The organism is Rhodococcus sp. T7 (assembly GCF_009872365.1).
Taxonomy (GTDB): Bacteria; Actinomycetota; Actinomycetes; order Mycobacteriales; family Mycobacteriaceae; genus Rhodococcus_F.
Genome location: NZ_WXYH01000355.1, coordinates 92,059 through 118,000, shown reverse-complemented (window position 1 = coordinate 118,000; position 25,942 = coordinate 92,059). Strand labels below are relative to the sequence as shown.

Annotated in this window: 23 protein-coding genes and 1 pseudogene; 13 read left to right on the top strand and 11 right to left on the bottom strand. The window is 67.7% G+C overall.

The genetic code is table 11. The features are described from left to right. Positions 1-139: 139 nt before the first annotated feature. Together MLGJGCBP_RS36010 and MLGJGCBP_RS36005 are read right to left on the bottom strand one after the other, a co-directional pair. The gene (locus MLGJGCBP_RS36010) at positions 140-1,057 is read right to left on the bottom strand and encodes an LLM class flavin-dependent oxidoreductase (RefSeq protein WP_087557993.1); all 918 of its coding nucleotides are present in this window, start codon (positions 1,055-1,057) and stop codon (positions 140-142) included. Between the two features lie 43 nt (positions 1,058-1,100). Continuing rightward, complete coding sequence (locus MLGJGCBP_RS36005; protein WP_160101841.1) at positions 1,101-1,493, bottom strand: DUF3592 domain-containing protein; 393 nt, start codon at positions 1,491-1,493, stop codon at positions 1,101-1,103. Positions 1,494-1,708: 215 nt separating this feature from the next. Between MLGJGCBP_RS36005 and MLGJGCBP_RS36000 the strand changes: the two genes are divergently transcribed. The 7 genes and pseudogenes from MLGJGCBP_RS36000 (at position 1,709) to MLGJGCBP_RS35970 (ending at position 8,939) form a co-directional block, all read left to right on the top strand. Then, positions 1,709-2,638, top strand: a complete 930-nt coding sequence (locus MLGJGCBP_RS36000) for an LLM class flavin-dependent oxidoreductase (protein ID WP_160101839.1) — start codon at positions 1,709-1,711, stop codon at positions 2,636-2,638. Between the two features lie 28 nt (positions 2,639-2,666). Then, complete coding sequence (locus tag MLGJGCBP_RS35995; protein WP_160101836.1) at positions 2,667-3,896, top strand: acyl-CoA dehydrogenase family protein; 1,230 nt, start codon at positions 2,667-2,669, stop codon at positions 3,894-3,896. A 16-nt stretch (positions 3,897-3,912) separates the two neighbouring features. After that, positions 3,913-5,208 carry an LLM class flavin-dependent oxidoreductase gene (locus MLGJGCBP_RS35990; protein ID WP_160101833.1) on the top strand — a complete coding sequence of 432 codons (1,296 nt, stop codon included), beginning with the start codon at positions 3,913-3,915 and terminating at the stop codon, positions 5,206-5,208. Between the two features lie 26 nt (positions 5,209-5,234). After that, on the top strand, positions 5,235-5,966 hold the full coding sequence (locus MLGJGCBP_RS35985; RefSeq protein ID WP_160101830.1) for an IclR family transcriptional regulator: 732 nt from the start codon (positions 5,235-5,237) through the stop codon (positions 5,964-5,966). Positions 5,967-6,080: 114 nt separating this feature from the next. Continuing rightward, complete coding sequence (locus MLGJGCBP_RS35980; RefSeq protein WP_160101827.1) at positions 6,081-7,037, top strand: TauD/TfdA dioxygenase family protein; 957 nt, start codon at positions 6,081-6,083, stop codon at positions 7,035-7,037. A gap of 77 nt (positions 7,038-7,114) precedes the next feature. Beyond that, a pseudogene (locus MLGJGCBP_RS35975) lies at positions 7,115-7,818 on the top strand (TauD/TfdA dioxygenase family protein). 14 nt (positions 7,819-7,832) lie between these two features. After that, on the top strand, positions 7,833-8,939 hold the full coding sequence (locus MLGJGCBP_RS35970) for an ABC transporter substrate-binding protein (RefSeq protein ID WP_160101824.1): 1,107 nt from the start codon (positions 7,833-7,835) through the stop codon (positions 8,937-8,939). Between the two features lie 51 nt (positions 8,940-8,990). Here MLGJGCBP_RS35970 and MLGJGCBP_RS35965 read toward each other — a convergent pair whose 3' ends face one another. Next, positions 8,991-9,818: an alpha/beta fold hydrolase gene (locus tag MLGJGCBP_RS35965; protein ID WP_179220223.1), complete on the bottom strand. Its 828-nt coding sequence runs from the start codon at positions 9,816-9,818 to the stop codon at positions 8,991-8,993. 244 nt (positions 9,819-10,062) lie between these two features. Here MLGJGCBP_RS35965 and MLGJGCBP_RS35960 point away from each other — a divergent pair, with 244 nt between their 5' ends. Next, entirely contained in the window at positions 10,063-10,656 is a 594-nt protein-coding gene (locus MLGJGCBP_RS35960) for a C40 family peptidase (protein ID WP_087557984.1), read from the top strand. 70 nt (positions 10,657-10,726) lie between these two features. Here MLGJGCBP_RS35960 and MLGJGCBP_RS35955 read toward each other — a convergent pair whose 3' ends face one another. After that, positions 10,727-12,316, bottom strand: a complete 1,590-nt coding sequence (locus MLGJGCBP_RS35955) for a GMC family oxidoreductase (RefSeq protein ID WP_160101821.1) — start codon at positions 12,314-12,316, stop codon at positions 10,727-10,729. Positions 12,317-12,364: 48 nt separating this feature from the next. Continuing rightward, positions 12,365-14,089 carry an aldehyde dehydrogenase family protein gene (locus MLGJGCBP_RS35950; RefSeq protein ID WP_160101818.1) on the bottom strand — a complete coding sequence of 575 codons (1,725 nt, stop codon included), beginning with the start codon at positions 14,087-14,089 and terminating at the stop codon, positions 12,365-12,367. A gap of 187 nt (positions 14,090-14,276) precedes the next feature. Between MLGJGCBP_RS35950 and MLGJGCBP_RS35945 the strand changes: the two genes are divergently transcribed. Continuing rightward, complete coding sequence (locus tag MLGJGCBP_RS35945) at positions 14,277-15,458, top strand: PucR family transcriptional regulator (RefSeq protein ID WP_087557982.1); 1,182 nt, start codon at positions 14,277-14,279, stop codon at positions 15,456-15,458. A gap of 27 nt (positions 15,459-15,485) precedes the next feature. Here the strand turns inward: MLGJGCBP_RS35945 and MLGJGCBP_RS35940 are convergent, their stop codons facing one another. Next, positions 15,486-16,283 carry a carbon-nitrogen hydrolase family protein gene (locus MLGJGCBP_RS35940; protein ID WP_160101815.1) on the bottom strand — a complete coding sequence of 266 codons (798 nt, stop codon included), beginning with the start codon at positions 16,281-16,283 and terminating at the stop codon, positions 15,486-15,488. Positions 16,284-16,326: 43 nt separating this feature from the next. Here MLGJGCBP_RS35940 and MLGJGCBP_RS35935 point away from each other — a divergent pair, with 43 nt between their 5' ends. Further along, positions 16,327-16,998: a GntR family transcriptional regulator gene (locus MLGJGCBP_RS35935; protein ID WP_160101812.1), complete on the top strand. Its 672-nt coding sequence runs from the start codon at positions 16,327-16,329 to the stop codon at positions 16,996-16,998. Here the strand turns inward: MLGJGCBP_RS35935 and MLGJGCBP_RS35930 are convergent. Then, the gene (locus MLGJGCBP_RS35930; RefSeq protein ID WP_160101809.1) at positions 16,970-18,340 is read right to left on the bottom strand and encodes an MFS transporter; all 1,371 of its coding nucleotides are present in this window, start codon (positions 18,338-18,340) and stop codon (positions 16,970-16,972) included. The genes MLGJGCBP_RS35935 and MLGJGCBP_RS35930 overlap by 29 nt on opposite strands. A 201-nt stretch (positions 18,341-18,541) precedes the next feature. Between MLGJGCBP_RS35930 and MLGJGCBP_RS35925 the strand changes: the two genes are divergently transcribed. Next, positions 18,542-19,231, top strand: coding sequence for a DUF2848 domain-containing protein (locus MLGJGCBP_RS35925; protein ID WP_087557978.1), 690 nt, complete (start codon positions 18,542-18,544; stop codon positions 19,229-19,231). Between the two features lie 80 nt (positions 19,232-19,311). Then, a complete protein-coding gene (locus MLGJGCBP_RS35920) occupies positions 19,312-20,616 on the top strand; it encodes a glutamine synthetase family protein (protein ID WP_160101933.1) in 1,305 nt (434 codons plus the stop codon). Positions 20,617-20,624: 8 nt separating this feature from the next. On the opposite strand, the gene MLGJGCBP_RS35915 is transcribed toward MLGJGCBP_RS35920, so the two are convergent. From MLGJGCBP_RS35915 to MLGJGCBP_RS35900, 4 genes are all read right to left on the bottom strand, one after another. Further along, positions 20,625-22,055 carry an NAD(P)(+) transhydrogenase (Re/Si-specific) subunit beta gene (locus MLGJGCBP_RS35915; protein WP_160101807.1) on the bottom strand — a complete coding sequence of 477 codons (1,431 nt, stop codon included), beginning with the start codon at positions 22,053-22,055 and terminating at the stop codon, positions 20,625-20,627. Next, complete coding sequence (locus MLGJGCBP_RS35910) at positions 22,055-22,378, bottom strand: NAD(P) transhydrogenase subunit alpha (protein ID WP_160101805.1); 324 nt, start codon at positions 22,376-22,378, stop codon at positions 22,055-22,057. The genes MLGJGCBP_RS35915 and MLGJGCBP_RS35910 overlap by 1 nt, the downstream gene beginning before the upstream one ends. Next, entirely contained in the window at positions 22,378-23,502 is a 1,125-nt protein-coding gene (locus MLGJGCBP_RS35905; protein WP_160101802.1) for an NAD(P) transhydrogenase subunit alpha, read from the bottom strand. The genes MLGJGCBP_RS35910 and MLGJGCBP_RS35905 overlap by 1 nt, the downstream gene beginning before the upstream one ends. A 68-nt stretch (positions 23,503-23,570) precedes the next feature. Next, positions 23,571-24,401 (bottom strand): SDR family NAD(P)-dependent oxidoreductase, encoded by an 831-nt coding sequence (locus MLGJGCBP_RS35900; protein WP_160101799.1) that lies wholly within the window; start codon positions 24,399-24,401, stop codon positions 23,571-23,573. Positions 24,402-24,779: 378 nt separating this feature from the next. Between MLGJGCBP_RS35900 and MLGJGCBP_RS35895 the strand changes: the two genes are divergently transcribed. Continuing rightward, positions 24,780-25,931 carry an ABC transporter substrate-binding protein gene (locus tag MLGJGCBP_RS35895; RefSeq protein ID WP_160101796.1) on the top strand — a complete coding sequence of 384 codons (1,152 nt, stop codon included), beginning with the start codon at positions 24,780-24,782 and terminating at the stop codon, positions 25,929-25,931. Positions 25,932-25,942 lie beyond the last annotated feature (11 nt).

Below are 25,942 nucleotides of genomic sequence, written 5' to 3'. Positions count from 1 at the left end.
TGTATCGGATGACGGCACCGCGGGTCGGCCGCCGGGAGGGAGTCCTGGCCTGTGGGTAGGCCAGTGCGCTCCCGAAACGATAGGCGTGGGTAAACGGAAAGTCATGTCTAAGAATCGACTTGATCAGAACGTGCGCTCACTATCCGGGATACACCGGGCGGCGGTGGGCCGGTGCCGGCGCCGGATCGGGCAGCCGCAGCGTCGCCCGGAGCGACCGCTGCCGGTACCCGCGGGGCCTGGACGGCTTCGACCATGCGGAGAAGCCGGCGTCGAGGTCGGTGACGGTCGCGATGTGGCCGTCCACCCCGGTGGCGTCGGGATCGTCGACGACGAACAGCAGGGCGCGCTCACGCACGGCCGGTCCGTGCCGGGTGACGTCGCTGCCGGCCAGCACGACGATGTCGGAAACTTCGGCGGCGGAGACGATGTCGTCACCCTCCTGCGCCCACCACGCGACGGGGATCTTCTGCTGCGGCGGCGTGGGGACGTTGAGGGGGCCGGCGATGTCGAAGATCCCCTGGTGGTCGGCGTAGACGATGCGGTCGGAATCGGCGAAGCGCACATCGCCGGGGCGGCCACGGATCGTGTCGGCCGGCCAGCTCTCCCATAGTGTGCGGGAGGCGTGGATCGCGTCGGTCGTCACCGCGGAACTGGGTCCGGGCTCGATCCACACCCCTTCCCGGGCCAGGTTGCCCGGTGCCGTCCGGTCCTCGACGCCGGTGAGCCAGCCGACGCGCCCGCGGCTGGTGTGATCGAGCGAGGCCAGGCGGCGGGCCAGGTTGTACGGGTGGTCGAGGTGGGGGACGGCGGTGACGAACACGCCGACGTCGGCGGTGGCGGCGATCAGCGCCGCGGCGGACACGCTGGGGGACAGAGCCGCGGTGGGCCGGGGAGCGGTGCGCGACACCCGTTCGACGCCGACGAGGACGAAGTCCGCCCCGGTTCGGTCGACGAATGCTGCAAGTTCGTCGACCCGGCCGCGGCGGATGGCGTCGACGAGCACGTGCTCACCGAGCGCGAGTCCGTACAAGGTCCTGCTTCGCTGGATCACACTCATCGGGGGTCTCCCGCTCTCGATTCGAGGGTCGGCTGTCGTGGTGTCAAGGGGTATCTCCTGAGAAGAGGGGGACGATCACGAGGGCCAGGGAGGCGAGTCCCAGCGCGACCAGGAGCATCGATACGGACGCACTGCGCCGAAGGACGCTGGCCCGCGGATCCTGTGGGTCGTACCACAGCCAGAGGACCTGTCCGGCAACGAATTCGTTCCTTCCGGAATCGGACACGGCGGCGCCGAGTACCGGCCCGGGGTCGAATGTCGTTCGCCGGCCGGTGAACTCGTCGCCCCCGACCCGGTACGCGTAGGTGACCGCGGGTCGTACGTCGACGATCGAGCATTCGGACCCGGTCCACGACCGGGACCGCCACAGCGCGACGACGCCCGGAACCCCACGGAACAGGAGGAACGCACCCGCGATGATCCAGACGGTGACCACACGGGCGACGTTACGGCCGCGACGGTGGGGTCGTACAGCCTTCCCCGCAGCGTGAGCCGAACACCGTTATTCGACACGTGGACCGAGAACAAATGAGTACTGCTGTGGAGCACTGTGTTTCATTTGCTCACACGTCACAATCAGACTGAGCGCAATGCTCGTCCCGGGCGCGACGCTCTGGGAAGGTAAGGGCAATCGCGGAGAGGGGAACCGTCATGAGTCGTCATTCCGTCGTCGGGCTGCACCTCGATGCCGCCGTCGTCACGCACGTGCTCGACCCGAGGCAGCAGGCGCGGCGAGAAGAGTTCGGGCGCAGCATCGACGCGTCGGGAATCGATTTCCTCGTTCTCGGCGGTGACCGCGTGGACGCGGGGGAATCGAGCCACACGGCGATCGATGCGACGGTGGCCGCCACCGTTCTGGCCCGACACACGAGCGCGGTGGGACTGGTGGTGGCCTGCGCCGTCGGCCGCGATCACCCGTTCAATCTCGCGCGCCGGCTCGGCTCCCTCGACCACGGGTCCCGCGGCAGGGCCGGATGGCTGGTCGAGACGCCCGATCGTCCTGCCGGAAGCTGGGCGACAGCGGACCCGGTGGACATCGCGGTCGATGCCGTGTCGGTCGTCCGGAAGCTGTGGGAGAGCTGGCCCAGCGACAGCATCGTCGACGACGCCGAGCGCGGCATCTTCGCGGACTCCGAACGGATCGTCCACATCGATCACTCGGGGATCTTCTCCGTCTCCGGCCCGCTCAACGTTCCCGAACCGCCGCAACGCAAGCCGCCCGTCTTCTGGCGCCCCGCGACCGCGGCCGAACAGGTCGCGGCGCGGCGCACCGCCGACACGGTGATCCTCCCGGACGAGGAGTCGGTGCGCCGGTACCGGGCGCACTTCGACGCGGACGCCGCCCGGGATCAGGTGGTGCTCATCGACCGACAGTGGACACATGGCAGCGCCCCGCCTGCGACTGGGGCCGACGGCGTGATCATCCGCGGGTTCACCGCGCCCGATCTGCCCGCCGTGCTCGACGCGGTTCGGCGCGAGCCGAACCTCCACGACCCGCGGCGCACCCTGCGTGACCGTCTGGGTCTGCAGGCGGCGGAGACCGTGCTGTCCGGTGGCCGCAGCGCGTTCCCGGTCAGCTGACCATTTCATCGAAGACAGGAGAATCACCATGACAGCGGTATCCGAGGCCCCCGCACCGGAGGCGGTCCGTCCGCCCGCACGCGGCTCCGCCGAACTGGCGGCCGTGATCGCCGAGATCGCCGACGACGCCGCCCGGCGGCGTGCCGGTGGCGGGACCGAAGGACCGCGCCGGGCCGTCGAGTTGATCCGCGAGCACCGGCTCGGGGCCGTCCGCGTGCCCCTCGAGCACGGCGGTGGTGGGTACACCCTGCAGAACCTCTTCGACCTGGTAATCGACCTCGCCGAGGCCGATCCCGACGTTCCGCACATCATCCGCGTCCACTACGCCTTCGTCGAGGAACTGCTGCGAGTCCCGCGCACCGAGCGGAAGGACGCATGGTTGCCGGAGGTCCTGTCGGGCAAGCTGTTCGGCGGGGCGTCCTCGGAACTGAGCACCCGCGCCGTCGGCTCCTACAGTTTCGAATCCACACTGACTCCGCAGTCCGGCGGGTACCGCCTCGACGGGGTGAAGTTCTACAGCACCGGGTCGCTGTACTCCGATTTCATCCGGGTCTCCGCCAACCTTCCGGACGGAAAGGCGCTCAGCGCCATCGTGCCCGCCGACCGCGCGGGGATCGTCCACGAGGACGACTGGGACGGAATCGGCCAGCGTCACACCGGCAGCGGGACGACGGTGTTCGAGAACGTCGCCGTCGCCGAGTCCGAGACCCTGCCGTTCCGGGGTGGCGACGAGGAGACCCGGCCGCGTCAGGCGCTTCCTCAGCTGTACCTGCACGCGATCGCGGCGGGCATCCTCCGCGCCGTCACGACCGAGGCGGCCGCGCTCGTCCGCGGCCGCAAGCGCAGCTTCGTGTTCGCTGTGGCCGAGGAACCACGGCACGACCCGCAGTTGCTCGAGGTGATCGGAACGCTGTCGGCGGCGGCCTTCGCGGCGGAGTCGGTGGTCCGCGCGGCCGCCGCAGCCCAGGATGTGGCCGCCGATGTCGCTCGCACGTCCGGCGTCGACGCCCGGCTCGAGCAGGACGCCGCGGTCCTGGCCGCCAAGGTGAAGGTGTCCATCGAGGACGTCGCGCTCCGGGCCGCGACCCGGCTGTTCGAGGTGGGCGGCGCCTCGGCCACCCGGGAGTCCGCGCACCTGGACCGGCACTGGCGGAACCTGCGAACCCTGTTCTCCCACAACCCGACGGTGTACAAGGCGCGGGTGATCGGCGACCTCGTGGTCAACGAGACACCGCTCCCCGACACCGGATTCTTCTGATTCGGAAGGCAATGCCGTGAGTAGCTCCCGACGCCAACTGGTGCTCAACGTGAACGTGCTCGACGTGGGCATCGCCCCCGGGGCGTGGACGCTCGACGAGGTGCACGCCCACTCGTTCGTCGATCTCGACCACTTCACCGCGGTCGCGCGGATCGCCGAGCGCGGCACCCTCGACGCGTTCTTCCTCGCCGACGGCCCCGGCTTCTGGGAGAACCCCCGGGTGAAGCCCACCCGGGCGCTGGAACCGTCGGTGATCCTGGCCGCCGTCGCGACGGCGACCGAGAACCTGGGGCTGATCGGGACCGCCTCCACCACGTTCAACGACCCGCGCGATCTCTCCGAACGCTTCCTCTCCCTCGACTACCTCAGCCGTGGCCGGGTGGGGTGGAACGTCGTCACTACGTATTCACCGACGGCCGCAGCCAATTTCGGCTTCGACCAGATCCCGGACCGCCACTACCGCTACCGCCGCGCCGAGGCGTTCGTCGGCGTGGTCACCGCGCTGTGGGAGAGCGCCCGCAGCGGTGTCCCGGTGTCGCACCACAGCGAGTTCTTCAACGTCGACGGCGTGCTGCGGACGCCGCCGTCGGAGCAGGGGCAGCCGCCGCTCGTGCAGGCGGGAGGGTCGCCCGCCGGGCGTGAGCTCGCTGGCCGCACCGCACACGGCGTGTTCTCCGCAGAACTGACGCTCGACTCCGCGCGCAGGCACTACAAGCACGTCAAGGACGTGGCCCGGGCGGCAGGCCGGAACCCGGACGACGTGAAGATCCTGCCCGGGCTGATCACCGTCATCGGCTCGACGGAAGCGGAGGCCGTCGCACGCCACGAACAGCTCCGCGAACACGTCCCCGCCCGGTTCGGCTGGGACCGGCTGAGTCTGACCCTCGGCGTCCCGCTCGCGGACCTCGCCCTCGACCGGCCGATCCCGCAGTCGCTGCTGGACGGGCCGCCCGACCCGGCAACGTTCTCGGGTTCCCTCGGCTTCCGCGAATCGGTGGTCGGGCTGGCCCGTGAGCGGAACCTGACCGTGGCCCAGCTTCTGCGCGAGCTGAACGGCGGCGGCGGGCACCGAGCCGTCATCGGCACCCCGGAACAGGCGGCCGACACCATCGAGGCGTGGTTCCGCGCCGAGGCGGCCGACGGATTCAACCTCATGCCCGACGCGTTCCCGTCCGGCCTCGACACCTTCGTCGACGAAGTGGTGCCCCTGCTCCGTAAGCGGGGACTGTTCCGCCACGAATACGCGGAGAAGACCCTGCGCGACCGCTTCGCGGTGCCGCTTCCCGAACACGGCGCCGCGCAGTCGGCCTGACTGCGTCCAGACGGTAAGGAGGCCTGGTGAATTCACCGCGGTCGGGGTCGCAGGCGGTCGAACGGGCGATCGCGGTCCTCGCCTGCTTCGAGGGCGGCGCCACCGACCTGACGGTCAGCGCGCTCGCCGCCCGCACTGGATTGGCCGTCAGCACCGCGTACCGCATCGTGCAGGCCCTCGTCCGCGGCGGATTGCTCGAACGCGACGAGCACACCGACTGCTACCGCGTGGGGCCGAGCCTGATCTCCCTCGCCGTGCCGTCGCTGGGGCGGCACGACGCCGAAGCGTTCGCCCCGCACCTGTATTCGCTCGCCGCGCGGGTGAAACTGACCGCCTCCCTCTCGGTCGCGAAGGACGATGTCGCGGTCACCGTGTTCTCCGCGCGCCCACCGGAACGGTTCTGCACGCATCAGCTGCCCGGTGCGCGTCAGCCGCTGCAGACCAGCGCGATGGGGATGGCGATTCTGGCGTTCGGCACGGCGTCGGCCCGGCGAGGCAGTTCGGTGCCGGCGTCCTCGGGCCTCGAGCAAGTCCGGCGGCGGGGGTACGCCGCAGCCTTCGCCGCCGAGAACCGGGACGTGCTCGCCGTCGCGGTTCCCGTTCTCGACGCCGACGGACGGCCCCGCGGCGCGCTGGGGGTCCAGGCGCTCCGCCGGCGACTCACCGACGATCTGGTGCGGGAGATCGTGCCACCGATGCGGGGCGTCGCGGTGCGGATCGGTGCGGGCGCCGGAACCGCATTTCCCGCGTTCCGGTAGGGAAAAACTCAGGGTGAACCTTTTTCGCATTGTGAAAAAAGCGTTGTAGCAACGTGGTTCGGGATTCGATGATGATCGCGACGTATCGATTCAGCCCGAAACTCAGGAGTACCCATGACCCTCACCACCGCAGCGCCCGCCGACTCGGATCGGTCCGCCGACACCGCGCTCGAGGTCCGTCCCGTCGCCGGGCACATCGGCGCCGAGATCTCCGGGCTCGACCTCCGGAACGAACTGGCCGACAACGAGGTAACGCAGATTCGCGACGCCCTGCATCGCTACAAGGTCGTGTTCTTCCGCGACCAGGAGATCGGGCACGCCGAACAGATCGCGTTCTCCCGCAAGTTCGGTGACGTGACGCCGTCGCACCCGTACGACGACGAAGCACCCGAGGGCTTCCCGCAGATCCTCGCCGTCGACAGCCGCAAATACGAGAAGCGGTTCGGGCGCAAGAAGTACAGCTACGACAACAAGTGGCACACCGACGTCACAGCGCTGATCAACCCGCCGGCAGGCACGATCCTGCGCGCGCACCTCGTCCCGGAGCAGGGTGGTGACACCCAGTGGACGAACCTCGTCGCCGCCTACGAGGGTCTGCCGGAGTCGCTGAAGCGCCTCGTCGACGGCCTCCGCGCCGAGCACCGGTTCGGCGGCAGGCACCCGCAGTGGGCCGAGGACAGCAGCTACGCCCAGAAGACGCGGGAGAACCCGCTGGTCACCGAACACCCGGTGGTCCGGGTTCACCCGGTGACGGGGGAGCGTGCCCTGTTCGTGACGCCCGGGTTCACCGCCCGGATCGTCGGAGTGTCGCCGTCCCAGAGCGACCGCCTGCTGGACCTCCTGTTCGCCGAGGTGACGAATCCCGCCTACACGGTGCGCTTCCGGTGGGCGCCGGGCAGCCTCGCGTTCTGGGACAACCGCGCCACCGCGCACCTCGCACCCACCGACCTCGACCACCTCGACGTCACCCGGGTCCTGTACCGCACCACCCTCGAGGGCGACGTTCCCGTCGGCCCCGACGGCAAGGAATCCTCGTCCATCGCCGGTGCCGCGTTCCGCGGCGAGAAGTAGGCGGCTCCGCCGCCCGTGCGTCTTTCTGGTTGCTCCAGCTACCAGAAAGGCGCACGACTCTATCCAGGAGACAAGAAATGACAGTTATCGACGACCGTCCCGGCGTCGCCACCGCACTCCGGATCGCCCCCATCGCCGGCTATATCGGCGCCGAGGTCAGCGGTGTGGATCTCGCGGATGACCTGGACGAGGCCACCGCCGCACGACTGCGGCAGGCGTTGCTCGACCACAAGGTGCTGTCCGTACGACTACAACGCCCCCGAGGGCTACCCCGAGATCCTGGAGGTGGACAGCCGCAAGTACGCCGCCCGCGGCGGGGCCCGCAAGTACAGCTACGCGAACTTCTGGCACACGGACGTGTCGGCGCTGGTGAACCCGCCGGCGATCACGTTCCTGCGGTCGGAACGTCACCACCAAGCCGATCGTGACGGAGCATCCGGTGGTCCGCGTGCATCCCGAGACCGGTGAGCGGGGGCTGTTCGTCACCCCCGGCTTCACGAGCCGCATCCTCGGTGTCTCCCCGGCGCAGAGCGACCGGATCCTCGACCTGCTGTTCGAGGAGGTCACCAACCCGGCGTATACCGTCCGAGTTCGGTGGCAGAACAACAGCATCGGGGTGTGGGACAACCGCATCACCGCGCACCTCGCACCGGCGGATCTCGATCACCTCGACGTCGTGCGGGTGCTGTACCGCACCACCGTCGAGGGTGATGTTCCCGTCGGCGTCGACGGTCAGCCGTCGCGGTCGGTGGCCGGCAGCGCATTCCACGGCGCCGACTGAGCCAGGGGGACGACATGAGGGCTGAGTCGCCGATCGGGTTGCGCCGTAACAGGTCGTTCGCCGCCGCGGTGCTGGTCGCGGCCGTGGCGCTGGTGGTCGCGGCGTGTGGTGGGTCGTCGTCGGGCGGCGGAACGACAGCGGACGGCAAGACGGTGCTGCGGTACGAAGGCAGCCCGGCCAGTGTCACCTTCCCCGAGCTCGCGGAGGATCTCGGGTACTTCGAGAAGGTGCAACTGGAATGGCTGGGGGACACGACGAGTGGTCCGCAGAGCATCCAGTCCGCGGCCACCGGGGAGACCGACTTCGGGGCGGCGTTCAACGGCGCCATCGCCAAACTCGTGGATGCCGGGGCACCGCTGACCGGGGTCGTGTCGGTCTACGGTTCGGACGGCGACACCGAGGCCGACAGCTTCAACGGCTACTACGTCCTCGACGGCAGCCCCATCTGGTCGGCCCGCGATCTGATCGGGAAGAAGGTGGGCATCAACACCCTCGGCGCCTACCACGAGTACGTCATCAAGGAATGGCTGTTCCGTGCCGGCCTGACCAACGACGAGATCAACCAGGTCGAGCTGACCGTGGTGCCGCCGAACAACACGGAACAGGCACTGCGGTCGGGGCAGATCGACGTGGGGAATCTCGGGGGGATCGTCAAGGATGCCGCACTCGGCCGGGGTGGGTTGACGCCGCTGTTCACGGATGTCGATCTCACCGGCCCGCTGGGGATCGGAGCCGTGGTGTTCCGGAACGACTTCATCTCGAAGAACGAGGACTCCGTCCGCGACTTCGTGCAGGGCGTCGCGCGCGCCGTGCGGTGGACGCAGACGGTGCCGAAGGAGGAGGTGGTCGATCGTTTCGTGAAGATCGTCGAGGGTCGTGGCCGGAACGAGTCCACGGAATTCGTTCGGCAGTGGAAGAGTGCCGGCGTGCCCGCGGCCGGGGGAGTGATCGATCCCGGGGAGTTCCAGATCTGGATCGACCAGGGGGTGCGGTTGGGGGTGCTGAAACCGGGCGGAACGACGGCGGAGGGCCTGTTCACCAACGAGTACAACCCGTACGCGAACGGCACGTATCCGCCCGGCAGCGACGCCGACGGAAACCCGGTGGTCGCCGCAGGCTGAGCGGCTCCGCCGCCCGTGCGTGGTCAGCGAGTCCCTACACTCGCCGGCCACTCACGGGCTGTGGAGTGCCCGGCGGACGGCGTCGGCGAACGCGGCGTGGTCGTGGATCAGCCAGCCGTGGCCGCCGGTGACGGTGTGGACCGGTGGATTGCGCAGCGCGTGCCGCAGCGACTCGAAACTGGCGAGCGGGATCATCCGGTCGCCGCGGCCCCAGACGAGGGACACCGGGAGGCCGCGGTCGGCGAGGACGCCGAGTTCCCGGCGCAGGTCCGCCCGCCTGGCCAGGTGCGCGGTGCGCCAGACCGCACCCGGATCCCGCACCGTGTTGGGCAGGAAACCGTTGACCAGCGATGCCGTCGTGTGGGCGATCGACCGGATCGACAGCGCCTCGCCCAGCATCGACGCGCCCCAGTCCCACAGTGGTCGCTCGCCGATGGGCCGGGTGTGCCAGCCGTCGGACGACCAGGCGCCGCCGCCGACCGAATTGACCAGAACCAGGCGCGCGACCCGCTCCGGAAGGTCGTGGGCGGCCTGGATGGCGACGCCGCCGCCGAAGGAGTGGCCGACCAGGGTGACCGGTTCGCTGATTCCCGCGTCGTCGAGGAACCGTCCGAGCCAGGCCGCGTAACCGGCGAAGGTGCGGTCCTCGGGCGCATGGTCGGGAGTGCCGCCGAAGCCGGGGAGCGTCGGCGTGACGACGCGATGCCCCTGCTGGGCGAGCATCGCCAGGCTGCGGCCGTACACCTGCGGGGTGAGTCCCCATCCGTGCAGGAAGACGACGGGCGCGCCAGCACCCACGACGGTGAGGGTCGTGGCGTCCGCACGTGCGGGTTCCCCGAAGATCTCGGGTTCAGAGTTCTGGGTCAGTGACACGCACACAGCGTGGACGACGGGGATGCCGTCGGTAACGGGCTGAATTACCCGAACGCATACCTGTTTCCGGGGTTTCGTGCCGGACCGGTCGGTTCGATATAGAATCGTTATGTACCTGTATTGCAAAAACAGGTATGTGTATGGGCCATTCGGCCGTTGCCCGCTGAGTCCGTGACCGGGATGTTATCTAACGTCTCGTCCGAACGGCACGGATGCCGCCGGACCCTCAAAAATTGAAGGACTCAGCTCAATGGCCAAGCATAGATTGCGTCGGGGCAATCGTCTGCAGTTTTCGACCGGCGGTCTTCTGATCGCCGCCGGTGTGGGAGTGGGAGCGTTCTTGCTTCCCGTCGCTCCCGCTGCAGCGGAGCCGATCACCATCCCAGGAATCGGGACGTTCGAGGTCCCGGGTGTACCGCCCGTACCTCCGGTTCCGTCCGCTCCGGCTCCGAACCCCGGGCCCCTGCCGGGACCGCTCCCGGCCCCGCCGGCGATGCCGTCCACCCATGGCAGCCAGGCTCTCGCCGCCGCCGAGTCGAAGATCGGCTCGCCGTACGTCTGGGGCGCCACCGGGCCGAACTCCTTCGACTGCTCCGGCCTCGTGCAGTGGGCGTACAAGCAGGCGGGCATCTCGGTGCCCCGTACCACCTACGACCAGTTGAACGGGGGGTCGCCCGTAGGCAAGGGCAACCTGCAGCCGGGTGATCTGGTCCTGTTCAACGGGGCGGAGCACGTCGGGCTCTACGCCGGCAACGGCACGGTCGTCCACGCGCCCACCGCCGGGCAGCCCGTGAAGCAGTCGCCGCTCGATTCGATGCCGTTCTACGCGGCGCGCCGCTACTAGGCGGCTCCGCCGCCCGTGCGCCTTTCTGGTAGTCAGAGCTACCAAAAAGGCGCACGGGGCGCGAAGCGCCCTACGAGTTCCGGATCAGATCCGACGCCCGCTCGCCGATGAGGACCGACGGTGCGTGGGTGTGCCCGCGGATGATGGCGGGCATGATCGACGCGTCCGCGACCCGCAGTTTGTCGATCCCGCGAACCCGCAGGTCGGGTGTGACGACACTCGCGTCGTCGTTGCCCATGCGGCACGTCCCGACCGGGTGGTAGAGCGTGTGCGCGTTCTCCTGCAGTGCCCGCTCGAGGATCTCGTCGATCGGGGTGCTCGGCTCCACGGCCGGGCGAATCAGATTGCCGAGCCGCGACTTCAGCGCCGGCGCCGACGCGAGGGCGTCGCACAGGCGCAGTCCCTCGAGCATCGCCCGCCGGTCGACTCCGCCGCTGTCGCTGAGATAGCGGGGATCGATGATCGGCTTGGCGAGGGGATCCGCCGACTTCAGCGAGATCTCGCCGCGACTCTCGGGTTTGACGAGGATGGTGCCGATCACCGCGGCGTGCCCGGTCGCCGGGATGAGGCCCTCGTCGAAGAACGGCGCCGGCCCGAAGATCATCTCGAGATCGGGCAGGGCCAGATCGTCCCGGCTGCGCGTGAAACCGTACGCCTCGGCCACATTCGACGTCAGCATGCCGCGTCGGCGGGTCAGGTAGTTGAGCAGTTCCGGGATCTTCTCCGCAGCGAACAGCGAGTCCGAGTCGACGCTGTAGCCGAGGAACGACACCAGGTGGTCGAGCAGGTTCTTCCCGACCTCCGGCAGGTGCTGCTGCACCGCGATGCCGTGCGCCCGCAATTGCGCCTCGTCGCCGATGCCCGACAGCATGAGGAGTTGCGGGGAGTTGATCGCCCCGCCGGCAAGGATCACTTCCTTCGCGGCGCGGACAGTGCGCCGCACCCCGTCCTTCTCGTATTCGACGCCGACGGCGGCGGAGCCCTCGAACAGCACCCGGGTGGCCTGGGCGCCGGTGAGGACGGTGAGGTTCTTCCGCTTCAGCGCCGGCCGCAGGTAGGCGTCGGCCGTGCTCCACCGAGCGCCCCGCTTCTGCGTGACCATGGTCTGTGAGAAACCCTCGGGCCGAGTGGTGTTCGCCCGTTCGACGGGGTACCCGGTCTCCTCGGCGGCTGCGAGGAACGACGCGGTGAGGGCGCGGGGGCTCCGCTGGTGCGAGACGACGATCGGTCCGCCGATGCCGCTGTCGGCGTCCGACGCGTCCTGCACGTTCTCGATCCGGCGGAAGTATTTGACCACTTCCCTGAACGACCAGGTGTCGTCGGAGAGTTCGGCCCACTCGTCGTAGTCGGCCGCGAATCCGCGCACCCACATCATCGCGTTCATCGACGACGAGCCGCCGAGCATCTTGCCGCGCGGCCAGTAGATCGTGCGCCCGCCGAGCCCGGGTTGCGGCTCCGTCAGGTAGTCCCAGTCCAGTTCGCTGCGAAACAGTTTCGAGAAGGCGGCGGGGATGTGCGCGAACTTGTCCTTGTCCTCACCGCCGGCCTCGAGGACCACGACCTCGCTGCCGGAGTCGGCGCTGAGCCGGTCGGCGAGCACCGCACCTGCCGAACCCGACCCCACGATCACGTAGTCGGCCACAGACAGTTCCTGATTCATCGTTCATCTCCACTTCGACGGGGGTGACGGGACGAGGACACGCAGCCCTCACCCGCGCAGCGCGGACGCGAAGATCGCCGGCAGCCGGGTCCATGAGGGTGCACCGGCAAATCCTGTCAGCAATCGGCCCGTCGTGGCGGCGGTTCGGTTGGTGACGAACCACGGGGGCTTGGGCGAGATGGACATCTCGCGGTTCAGGATGGACCGCGGCGACGGACGGAACGGGCCGCGGACGACGGTGCGTTCGGGTCGGTCGATGAGGAGCGCGTTGTGCACCACGCCGATGCCGCTCTGCACGTCGTTCAGGGTGTGGCCGGGGAAGGCTCCCCAGGTGGCGGTGGCGGTGAGGTAGCCGACGCCGGTCCACGCGTTGACGGCGATGGTTCCGTAGCGGAGGCTCTCGAGCAGGGAGTCGAACTCCGCGCCCATCTCGCGGATGGTCTGCGGCGCCGCGACGATGTTGATGCCGAGGGTGCCGACGAAGTCCGCGTTGACGAGGTCGGCGGCGTGGGCCGCGAACTCGGCGCCGCCGTGGGGAAGGTCGATCACGCCGAGCACCGGGGCGAAGTACTCGGTCTGCAGCAGCGGGGTGTAGGCGCCGGGCTCGAGATCGGTGACCAGGACGCGTCCGCCGTTCACGCCGAGGCGGGCCGCGGTGGGGAACGACGCGATGGCGTCGGCGACCCGGGAGTCGCTGCCGGGGTAGTACGCGGTGCGTTCCGGCGCCGTGTCGAGCGCCTCCTTCAGGGCGGCCACGAACTCGTCGCGCTGCTTCCACTCGGATGACACGACCACCGCCTGCGACGCGACGCAGTTGTAGCCGCCGTTGTGCAGTCGTTGCGTCGCAATGTGTTCGGCCTGGAACTTGATGTCGGCGCGGCTCCATTCGCCGGGCAGCACGATGGTGGGGGACACGCCGCCCAGTTCGCTGGAGATGGCCTTGCCGAGGAGGGGGTCGTTCGCGGCCTTGCGCCGCGCACCGTCCTCGCCGGTCCCGAACACGATCGCGTCGTGGGTGAGTGCGCTGCCCGTCATGTGCACGTGGTCGACGAGGTCGTGGTGCACCAGATACGTTCCGACGTCCGCGCCGCCGGTCAGCAACCGGACCGCGCCGATCGAGATGAGCGGTTCGAGGACCCGCGTCAGCACGGGCAGCAGGCGGTCGGTGACGGGGTTGAGCTTGAGGGCGACGACGCGGTTGTGCGCGATCAGTTCGTACAGGGTGTCGAGCGGGGCGATCGAGGTGATATTGCCGGCGCCCAGGACCACGCCGACGCCCTGCGTCCGCGACGGGTCCCGCTGGGCGAGGCCGGCGTCGCGCTGTGCCGTCGCACGATCGATTCCCGGCTGCAGCCACACGTCCGCGCTGAATCCGCTGAGCAGCAACTTGTCGAAGATGTTCAGGGGCAGCGCCTTGACGGTGGTGCGGCCGCCCGGCGCGGTGCCGAACGTGGCGCCGTCCAGTGGGCTGGTGCCGGCGTCGAGTTTCGCCAGGCTTGCGGACAGTGCCGCGGTGCCGGTGGCCAGCGGGTACGGTCCGGACATCCATTCCTCGCCGACCAGCGGCGACTTCGGGTCCAGGCCCTTGATCGCGACCGCGGCGTCCACCCAGTCGGCGGCATGCTGCACCGTGAGGTCGTGCACCTTGTCGAGGAGTGTCCTGCGGTCGGTGAGGGAGAGGTCGGCCCAGGTCTTCTCGCCCTCGGCGAGGTCGGTGAGGGCAGCGTCGACCTCAGGGTGCGGCGAGGTGGCCTCGGGTTCTGAAGTGCTCACGGTGGACAGCTCCGCTCGAGTCGAGTACATGGTGGACCGCGCCACAAAACTGTGGCGTAGAACACCGATTCTCGTCCCCGATCCGGGCGCCGCGCCATAGGCAGCGGCTGTCAATGTGCCCACCGGGGCTATGCCGTCGCACAAAAAGGGGATGGCGCCGATTACGTCCGGTGGATAGTCTTGCCCGATGACTGTCAGCCCGGATGTCGCGCCGTCGCCCACCGATCTTCTGGGCTCCATGCTGGAGTCGGTGGACCAGTTGTCCGAGGAACTCGTCTCGCGCATCCTGTCGGCCGAGCACGGCTACGTCGAGGCGACCCTCCTCACCCCGGAGCAGTTGTACGCGGCATGCGTCGACAACCTCACGGCGATGCTGGGCAACCTCGCGGGCAGTGCGCCGATCCGGCTGGAGGCGGCGCGTGCGGCCGGACAGTTGAAGGCCGAACAGGGGGTGCCGCTCGCGGCGCTGCTCCACGCGTTCCGGCTCGGTGGCCGTCTGATCTGGGACGAACTGATGAACCGCTCGGATGGCCGCGCCACCAACGCGCTGCTCGACATGGCCGCCCAGGTGTGGGCGCTGGTGGACGTCTACTCGGACAGTGCCGCGGAGGCTTACCGGGAGACCGCCGACCTGCGCGCCCGCGAGGACGCCGAGTCGCGGGGCCGGCTGATCCGCACCCTCTTCGGTGACCATGCCGCCAACCCGGCCGGCGCCGCCGACGCACTCCGCACGTTCCGGATTCCGGAGAACAGCACGTTCCTCGTGGTGTCCGTCGAGGCGGCGGCGTCCCCGTCCGCCGCGGACGTCGTCCAGTCGGACCTTCGCGGTGCGGGGGTCGACTCGGTGTGGGACTCGGAGGTCGACGGCCGGGTCGGGCTGCTGTGGGCCGCCACCACCGAGGTCCTCGATTCGGCGCTGGTCGTACTCGGCCGCACCGGTCACGGACGGATCGGGGTCAGCTCGGCGTTCGGACGCCCGGGTGGGACGAGCCGGGCCGTGGAGCAGGCGCGGATCGCCCGCCGCTGCGCGGGTCACGGCGGGTGCACCGTCACCCGCTACGAGTCGGTGCCGGTGTCGCTGCTGTTGGTCAGTGTTCCCGACGCCGGGAAGCTCGCGTCGAACCAGATCCTCGGACCGGTGCTGGCCCTGCCCGCGGAGGAACAGGAAAGCCTCCTCGCCACCCTCGACGCCTGGTTCTCCTGCCGCGGCTCCACGACGGCGGCGGCCACCCAGTTGCACTACCACCGCAACACCGTCCTGTACCGGCTGCGCCGAATTCACACCCTCACGGGACGCGATTTCTCCGACCCCATCGACGCCGCCGAACTGTACGTCGGACTGCGGGCACACCAGCTGCTCGGTTCGTAGAAGCCGCCGGTCTGCGGCGCGCGGACATCAGAATTGCCGGTTGGCGAGGACCGGCAGTGTCTCGCGGACCTGCGTCACCAGGGTGGTGTCGATATCGACCGTCAGTAGTCCGGGTCCGGAATCAAGTTGTCCGAGAACGACTCCCGTGGGGGAGCTGACGATGCTGTGACCGACGCCGAGCGGCGTGGTTCCCTGGACGTTCTCGCCGGACGCTGCGGGGTCAGCCTGGTCGCAGGCGGCGACGAAGGTGGTCGAGTCCAGGGCCCTTGCGCGGGCGAGGAGCGTCCACTGGTCGATCTTGCCTTGCCCGGCGCCCCAGGACGCGGCGACCACGGTCAGCACGGCGCCGCGGTCGGCGAGTGTCTGGAACAGGCCGGGGAATCGGATGTCGTAGCAGGTGGCGAAGCCGACGCCGACTCCGTCCACGGAGACCACGAGCGGGTCGGCGCCCGGTGCCACGGTGTCGGATTCGGCAAAGCCGAAGGCGTCGTAGAGGTGGATCTTGTCGTAGTGGGTGTCGACGCCGCCTCCGGTGACGAGCAGTGTGTTCCGCACCCGCCCGTCGCCGGACGGTGTGAACATCCCGGCGACGACGGTGATTCCGGCCCGGGCAGCGCACCCGCGGACGGCGTCGGCCCACGGGCCGTCGAGTGGTTGCGCGACGCTCGCGAGCGGTCCGCCGAACCGCTGCATGGTTGCCTCCGGGAACACGACGAGCCGGGCGCCCGCGTCGACGGCCGCGGACACCTGCTTCTCCATGGATTCGAGGTTGGCCGCGGGGTCCATGGAACTGGTGATCTGGGCAAGGCTGAGACGGAGCATCATATTATTTCTCCTAGCTGCGAGAACATTGGTGTATACATACTGTATGCAACAAGTGGATGGGGTCGACGGTCCGACTGCCGAGTTGTCGGGTCGGGAGAAGGCGTACCTGTATGTCCGGGACCAGGTGCTGACGTCACCGGCGGCTACGGGTTCGTTCCTCAGCGAACAGGATCTCGCGACGAAGGTCGGGGTCTCCCGTACGCCGGTCCGCGAAGCCCTGCTGATGCTGCAGGCCGAGGGCCTCGTCGAGATGGTGCCCAAGCGGGGCGCGCACGTACCCGCGATGTCCGGCCGCCAGATCACCGAGTTGATGGAGCTGCGCGGCGTTCTCGAACGACATGCCGCGAGTCGGGCACTGACCTCCGGACGAGTTCCCCTCGAATCGATGCGCGCCGCGCTCGCCGAGCAGGAAACCTTCGCGACCGGCGCGAGCGTCGACGCTGCTCGCGCGTTCATCGACTGGGACGGCCGTTTTCATCAGGTCCTCATCGATTCGGCAGGCAGTGAGCTGCTGTCCAACACCTATGCCGGACTGCGTGCGCGTCAGCTCCGAGTCGGTTTGACGGCCCTGTTCAGTGCCTCGGACCGTCAGCACAATGTGTGCGCCGAGCACCAGGCGATCATCGACGCACTCGAGGTCGGCGACGAAGGCCTGGTGCACGAGAAGATCAACAGTCATCTCGAGGTTACTCTGCAGATCCTGTTGCGCGCCTAGCGTTCTCGGCCGAGAGCAACGCGTAGTGCTCGTCTTCGGTGGGGTCGGGGTTGCGTCCGAGTGCGAGGCCGAGCAGGGTCAGCGCTCCGACGATCAGCACGTAGATCGCGATCGGCACCCAGCTGTCCGTCTTGCTCAACAGGTACGTGAAGATCAGCGGTGCCATGGCGCCGCCGAACACCCCGGCGATGGTGTAGGCGAGCGAGCTGCCGGTCGAGCGCAACGGGACCGTGAACTGTTCGGTCACGAATGCCGCCTGCGGTCCGTACATGAACGAATGGAATCCGAGTCCGACGACGACACCGAGGATGAGCAGCGGAAACGAGCTGCCGCCGATGACGACGAAGAACAGGGCGCTCCAGGCGACGCCGCCGACGGCGGCGATTGCGTAGACCAGGCGCCGGTTGATGCGATCCGAAATTGCGCCGGCGAGGGGGATCAGGCCGAGTTGGAATGCCGAGCCGATCAGGATGGCCGCGAGAACTTCCCCGCGGTCGAAGCCGAGTTTCCTGGTGCCGTAGGTGATCGCGAAGACGGTGAACAGGGCGTAGATCACGTCCGGGGCGATGCGGGACAGGATGGCGGCGATCAGCGGCCTGGCCTGCGTCTTGAACACGTCGCTGATGGGCGCCTCGGCGCGCTCGCCGGATTCCTGCAGCGCCTTGAAGACGGGGGTGTCTTCGAGCTTCAGCCGAATCCAGAGGCCGAAGCCGACCAGGAGGGCGGACATCAGGAACGCGAGACGCCATCCCCAGGATTCGAACTGGGCCTCGGTCATCGAGATCGTGAGGAGGGCGAGCACGCCGTTGGCCATCAAGTTGCCTGCGGGAGGGCCGATCTGGGCCGCTGAGGACCAGAAGCCACGTTGGCGTGGGTTGCCGTACTCGCTCGACAGCAGCACTGCACCACCCCACTCGCCGCCGACGGCCACGCCCTGTGCGAATCGGAGCACGACGAGAATGGCGGGCGCCGCGACGCCGATGCGGTCGTAGCCGGGAAGCAACCCGATGGCGAATGTGGTCACGCCGATCAGGAGCAGGGTGATGACGAGCAGTTGCTTGCGTCCGATGACGTCCCCGAGTCGTCCGAAGACGAAGCCGCCGATCGGTCTCGCCACGTAGCCGACCGCGTAGGTGGAGAACGCGAGCAGGGTTCCCGTCAGGGGATCACTGTCCGGGAAGAAGATCTGCGGGAAGATCAGTGCGGCCGCCGCCGAGTAGACCGCGAAGTCGTACCACTCCAGCGCGGTGCCGGTGAGGCTGGCGGCAAACGCTTTCGCCAGTCCCTTCTTGTCGACGGGTGCGGATCTGTCGGCATCGACGGAGGTGGACTCTCCGATCATGGCAACTCCTTGTGGGTTGAATTCTTGTCCCGCGCGGCGCGGATGTCCCGTGTTCCAGGTCACCGTCGCCGTTGTACACAACATATACTTGCTGTATACAAGACGTATGCGCAACCCCTGAGGCGCAGAAAAAACGAGAAAGTAACAATCTGCCCTGATCGTCAGACTGAATCAGGGCCCGGAATACAGGAGTTTCCTCCCATGTCGCAGCTCACGTTCACCCTGCCGGACGGCACTGTCGAAAACGTCGCGGTCACCACCCTCCTCAACGCCGGTTATGCCGGACGGAACCAGGAGGAGGTCGCATCCCATATCGCCGAGCTCGCAGAACTGGGCGTACCGGCACCGACCACGATCCCAGCGTTGTACCCCATCTCGCCCTACCTTGCCCAGCAGGCGACGACGGTGTCCGTTCAACACGGACGAACCTCGGGCGAAGCTGAGTGGGCGCTGGTCATCACGGACGACGACGTGCTGCTGACCGTCGCATGCGACCACACCGACCGCGACCTCGAGGTGCACAGCGTGGCGTGGAGCAAGAATGCGGCACCCGACGTTCTCGGGTCACGTGCGTGGCGGCTGTCCGAGATCGCCGACCGCCTCGACGACATCACCCTCTCGGCATGGGTCGGTCAGGGCGACGGCGAACCGTCCACCCTCATCCAGAGCGGAACGCTGGCCGATCTGCTCGCCCCGAAGTACTGGCTCGACGTCCTTCGCGAGCGGGGCTTGCACAAGGCGGGCACCGTCCTCGTGTCGGGGACGATCTCGATGCGGCACGGTGTGGATCAATTCGCCGACGCATGGAAGGTCGAAATGCGGGACCCGTCCACCGGGGACGCGCTGACCTGCAGTTACCGCACGGTGCGGATGCCTGCGCCGATCGGCTGATCCGCGCCGACCTTCGGGAATCGGCACGCCGGGCTCGCCCGAGGACCGACAATATGGTGACTCGAGCAGGGGGCAGTGCCATGGAGTTCGTCGTAGGGAACGATTTCGGCCCCACCGACCGCATCGTCGGCTCGATCGTCGACATGGCCGGAATCTCCCGGGCGAAGGTGCTGCCCGCCTCGAGGCTGTCCACGTTCGTCGACGCCGGTGCGGGCGCCTCCCCGAGCTGGAGTGTGTTCTGCGTCGACGACCACCTCGCGTTCACGCCGTCGTTGTCCGTGGTGGGCGACCTGCGGCTGCGGATCGAGGCCGGCGACGTGAGGAATCTGGGCGACGGCACGTACTGGGCGCCGGCGTGCCTCACCGAGCAGGACGGGACGCCGTCGCTCGCGTGCACCCGCGATGCGCTGCGGCGGGTGACGACGCGGCTGGCGGAGTCCGGGCTGAGCGCGCGGACCGGCCATGAGCTCGAGTTCACCCTGTTCGACGCGGCGACGGCCGAGGAATGGTCCGCGTACGGACTGAACGCCGTTCTCGCACACGATGAATTTTTCGAACGACTGCTCGCCGCGGCGGCGACGGCCGAGCTGCCGATCGAACAGGTCCACGCCGAGGCCGGGCTCAACCAGTTCGAGGTGTCGCTCGCCCCCGCCGATCCCGTCACGGCGGCCGACGACGCTGTGCTGGCCCGCGCACTGATCAGCCGGACCGCGCGGGCTCAGGGGCTGCGGGCGTCGTTCTCACCCATGCCCGTCGCGGGCGGTGCGGGAAACGGCGCCCACCAGCACGTGTCGTTCGCCGAGGACGACCGGCCGATCCTGTCCGGAGGTCCGGGCCCACATGGGCTGACGGTTGCCGGTGGCGCCGCGGTCGCCGGGATCCTGCGGGCGCTACCCGAGTTCACGGCGGTTCTCGCCGGGTCGGCGCTGTCGCATCTGCGGTTGCGTCCGGGGATGTGGTCGGGGGTGTCGCGCTGCTGGGGGCTCGAGAACCGCGAGGCCGCGGTCCGCCTGTGCACGGACACCGCCGGGAACCCGCACGGCGCGAACCTCGAGATCAAACCCGTCGACCCGTCCGCGAACCCGTACCTGGGCAGCGCCGCCATTCTCGGCGCCGCCCACGACGGCATCGCCGGCGCGTGTCCGCTCCCCGACGAGGTGTCGGTCGACCCGGCGGACCTCGCCGGCGCCCGCGCCGTCGACCTCCTCCCAACCCTGCCGTCCGACGTGCTGGGGGCATTCGAGTCCTCGGCGTTGGCGCGGGACCTGTTCGGTCCGCTGATCGTGGAAGCGCTGACCGCGGTCAAGCGCTACGAGCACACCGAATACCGGGACAAACCGGTCGACGAGGTCGCGCGACGCTTCCGGTACGCGTGGACGTCCTAGCTCGAGCGCTACAGCGCCTTGAGTTCCTCGGTGACCTCGGCGACCGACTTCTTGGCATCACCGAAGAGCATCGAGGTGCCCTCGGCGAAGAACAGCGGGTTCTCGATACCGGCGAAACCGGAGTTCATCGAACGCTTGAGCACGACGACGGACTTCGACTGGTCGACGTTGAGGATCGGCATCCCGTGAATCGGTGAACTCGGATCGTTGCGCGCCGCCGGGTTGGTGACGTCGTTCGCGCCGATCACGAGGGTGACATCGGTGCGAGCGAATTCGTCGTTGATGTCGTCCATTTCCTTCATCGCGTCGTAGGAGACATCCGCCTCGGCAAGAAGAACGTTCATGTGACCGGGCATCCGGCCGGCGACGGGGTGAATGGCGTATTTGACCTCGACGCCCCTCGTCTCGAGCAACTTCGCCATGTCCTTGACGGCGTGCTGGGCCTGCGCGACGGCCAATCCGTATCCGGGTACGACGATGACCTGGTTGGCGTAGGCCATCTGGATTGCGGCGTCAGCGGCCGACGTCGCCTTGGCCGTGCGCACGACGCCGTCCGATGCTGCTACGTCACCGCCGCCGCCACCGAATCCACCGGCGACGATGGCCGGGATGGACCGGTTCATGGCCTTGGCCATGAGGTTGGTCAGGATGGTGCCCGAAGCGCCGACGATCATGCCCGCGACGATCATCGCCTGGTTGTTCAGCGCCAGGCCTGCGGCAGCGGCCGACAACCCGGTCAGAGCATTGAGCAGTGAGATGACGACGGGCATGTCGGCGCCGCCGATGGGCAGGACGACCATCAGGCCGAGGACGCCCGACAGCACCAGAACCCCCACGATCCACAGCGAGCCGGTCGGACCTTCCGGCGAGATCGCCCTGATGCCGATGACCACCGAGAACGCGACCGCGGAGATGAGCAGCAGAGCATTGAGCGGCTGCTGGAGCTTACCGATTCCGATCGGACGACCGGGCAGGGTCTCCTGCAACTTCAGGAACGCGATCACACTGCCCCAGAACGAGATCGAGCCGATCACCGCGGCGAAGAGCGAGGCGACGACGATGTGGACCGTCGGCGATTCGCCGTGCTGGAATGCGGTGAACCCGTCCGAGTCAAGGAACTCCGCGTACGCGATCAACGCGACCGTGCCGCCGCCGACACCGTTGAACAGCGCGACCAACTGCGGCATTGCCGTCATCTTCGTGCGCAGCGCCGGCGGAACACCCAACGCGACACCGATCACGAGGCCGGAGGCGATCAGGATCCAGTTCCCCATCTGCGCGCCGCGAATGGAGATCAGCGTCGCGACGACGGCGACAATCATGCCGACGGCGGCGATCTGGTTTCCGCGCACCGCGGTCTTCGGGCCCGTCAGACCCATGAGACCGTAGATGAACATCGCGAACGCGACGATGTACAAACCATTGACCAGGTATTCCATTACCGGTCACCATCCTTCGACACAGACGCGGCGGCCGGCTTGGCCTTGAACATCGCCAACATGCGGTCGGTGACCACGAAGCCACCGACCACGTTCACGGTTCCGAAGACAAGCGCGACGAACAAGATGATCTGCAACCCGAGCGACGGCGCGTGCACCTTGCCCAGGACCACCAACGCACCCAGCACGACGATGCCGTGGATGGCATTCGTACCCGACATCAACGGAGTGTGCAGGGTGTTCGGAACCTTGGAGATCACAGCGAAACCGACGAACCCGGACAGCACCAGGATCGCGATGTTCGCCAGAAGCGATGTGTACATCAGGCGCCCTTCGCTTCACGGGTGACGCACGCGCCGGCCAGAACCTCGTCGGAGAAATCGGGCGCGAGAGCACCGTCTACGAGCATCAATTCGATCAGCGCGGAAATGTTCTTCGCGTACAACTCCGACCCGTGCTCAGGCATCGACGCCGGCAAGTTCAACGGCGAGCAGATCGTCACGCCGTGCTTGACGACGGTCTGGCCCGGCTCGGTGAGCTCGCAGTTGCCACCGGTTTCACCCGCGAGATCGACGACGACACTGCCTGGCTTCATTTCTTCGACAGCGGACGCGGTCACCAGACGGGGGGCGGGACGACCCGGCACCAACGCCGTGGTGATCACGACGTCGAAGCCTTTGATCGCATCCTCGAGAGCAAGTTGCTGCTTCGCGCGCTCGTCGTTGGTCAGCTCGCGGGCGTACCCACCCTCGCCGGCCGCGTCGATTCCGAGGTCGAGCCACTGCGCGCCCACCGATCGCACCTGGTCCGCGACCTCGGGGCGCACGTCGTATCCGGTTGCGCGGCCACCGAGACGCTTCGCCGTCGCCAACGCCTGCAGGCCTGCGACACCGACACCGAGCACCAGCACCGTCGCAGGCTTCACCGTGCCCGTGCCCGCGGCCGTGGTGAGCATCGGAAAGAACCTGGTCGACTCCGACGCCGCCAACAAAACAGCCTTGTATCCGGTCACGTTCGCCTGCGACGACAGCGCATCCATCACCTGGGCGCGCGAAATACGTGGAATCGCCTCCATGGCGTATCCCTCGATTCCGGCAGCCTCGAGCTCGGCAATCCGATTGTCCGCACTGCGCGGATTCAAGAAGCCGATCAGCCTCGTCCCCGCGCTGATCCGGCTGATCTCCTCCGTCGACGGAGGGGCCACCTTCACCACCACGTCGGCAGTCCACGGATCGCCGATCTTCGCCCCGGCCGCGGTGTACAGGTCGTCGGGAATCAGCGCCCCCAGACCGGCCCCGGACTCGACTACCACATCGACGCCCTTGCCGATCAGAGCGGACACAATTTTCGGCACCAGAGCCACCCGGCGCTCACCGTCAATCGATTCTCGAGGAACACCGACCAGACACCTCCGACTACTGCCGCTCGAAACTTGACTCGAGTTCACATCTACACCTCGAAATATCTGGAAGACGGGCTGGGAAAACCGGGTGAGCGGTTGTGCTGCTGTCGAGTTCACCCGCGCCGAGCGAACCCGAGCGGGTCTCGGGATGTCGCGCCGCCCTCGACCGGGATCAGGCTGCCGGTGATGTAGCCGGCCGCCGGTGACAGCAGGAATCCGATGGTGCCTGCCACCTCGTACGCCTGCCCCAAGCGCTCGAGCAGAGCCTGCTTGAAGATCGATTCTGCTGCGGTCCCGCCGATCCGGTCGAGCGTCTCGACCATGCGGGCGGTTAGGAAGAACCCCGGGGTGACGCCGTTGACTCGCACGCCGGCCGGACCGTATGCGGCCGCGAGTTGCTTGATCCACGTGTTCAGCGCCGCTTTTGCGGGACCGTAACCGGGAGCGGACGGGCTGGCGTACTGGGACCACGAGCTGGAGACGAAGACGATGGAACCACCGCCGCTACGGGCAATCAGCGGACACAGCGCTTGCCCGAGAAGGAACGCGTGCCGGGTATTGACACGGAAGTCGTCCTCCCAGTCCGCCAAGGTGAACTCCGTCAACGGCTTCGGTGTCGTCCTGCCGACGACGTCGACAAACCCGTGAATCTCCCCGACCTCGTCTTCGATGAATTTCACGAGTTCCGCGACGCCGGACTCGGACGTCACGTCGACGCAGAGCGAAGGGCAGTTCAGGGTTCGGCTGATCGACTCCGCGCCCGCGGGGTCGACGTCGACGCAGACCAATTCGGCGCCCATGGAAGCCAACATGCGGCTTGTGTGTTCCCCGATGCCGCTGCCTGCCCCGAGTACGACGATCCGTTGTCCGTCCAACCGGAGAAGTCGGCCGTACTCGACATCGGCCGCGGCGACAGGCACATTGGATCTCAGTGCATGGTGCATTTGTCAGTTCCTTTACGGATCAGTTCGGGGGAGCGGAGGCAACGGTGCGCGGACTGTCGGATTCATCGAGGACGGCGCGTGAAAAGTTGAGCTGGATGCCGTTGCAACACAGAATCTCTCATGGGGTGACAATCGCACCTCGGGGGTATGCGAGCAACCGAAAATGTCTATCGGGGTGATAGTTCCCGGGTATGTCGATCGACCTTGACACCTCGGTGCGCTGCTGGTCCACTGATGGCCAGCCGATTTGGGTGAGTGAACGTCCTGTGATATCGCGTGCGGGAACTTTTCTGGCTTGCACGATTCGGGATCGGCTGTCCACTTTCAGGCGAAACGATCGTTTTTGCCTGCCCTGATGTTGTGAGCTTAGGGAGAGCGATGAGCAAGGATCTCAACCGCGTCGAATCCGCCGGGCGAATTCGCGGCGCGGCGCCCGGGTCTGCAATCAGCCGGCGCAATGTGTTCAAGTTCGCCGGCGCTGGAGCGCTGGCCGTCGGTGTCGGTTCCCTCCTCGCCGCATGCGGGGGAGGCGGCGGAGCAGCCGGCACGCAGGGACCGAAAGCCGCTGGTGCGCTCGCCAGGCCGACTCCGTTCGTCGTGGGATCGTCCTCCGGTGACAACTTCCTGATCGATGCGATCAATGTCGCCCAAAACCAGTTCTCCCTCTTCAACCTGGAAGTTCCGAAGCTCATCTACCCCCAGAGCGGCGTACAAGGTTTGCAGATGGTCAGTGCGGGCGCGATCGATGGCGCTGCGATGGACACGATGGGCGCGATGCTCGCCTTCGCCAAGAGCCAGACCGGCAAACGGCCGGTGATCGTCGGCATGCGCATGCCCGTCAACACCTACAACCTGATCGTGGGACCTGGTGACTGGCCCGGTGAGAACGCCACTTTCGCCGAAAAGATGGCCTCCCTGAAGGGGAAGACGATCGGTGTCACCGCGATCGGTGCAGGTACCGACAACATGTTGAATCTGGCGCTCGAGGCGGCAGGGATGAAGCGCGATGACATCACGGTCCTCGGGGTGGGGCAGCTGTCGGCCGCAATCGCCCAGATGAAGAACGACCGGCTCGACGCCTATGTGGGATTCACGTACGGCGCGGGTCTGTCCGTTGCCACGCAAGCCGGCGGCCGGATGCTGATCGATTTCAGTGCCGCCGGTACACCGCAGCTGCTGAGTGATCTGCAGGTGTGTCCCCTGGTCATGCGTGAAGACAAGGTCGACGCGAGTCAGGACACTGCCGACGCGTGGCTTGCTGCCCAATGGGAGGCCAATACGTGGATCACCGACAATCGTGCTGCTGCGGCACAACTTCTCAACGAGGGAACCTTCAACAACGAGGCACCGGACGACGCGGCCAAGACAATCGATTTCATGGTCGATCGTGTCTTCCCGAAGGTCAGCCCGAGTTGGAAGGTCACTCGTAGCGGGATCGAGCATGCTGCCGAGGTCATGGATCGGCTGGGCATGCTCGAGAAGGGCACGGTGCACTACGAAGACATCGTCCCGCCATTCGCGCGCGTCTGATACAGATAGCA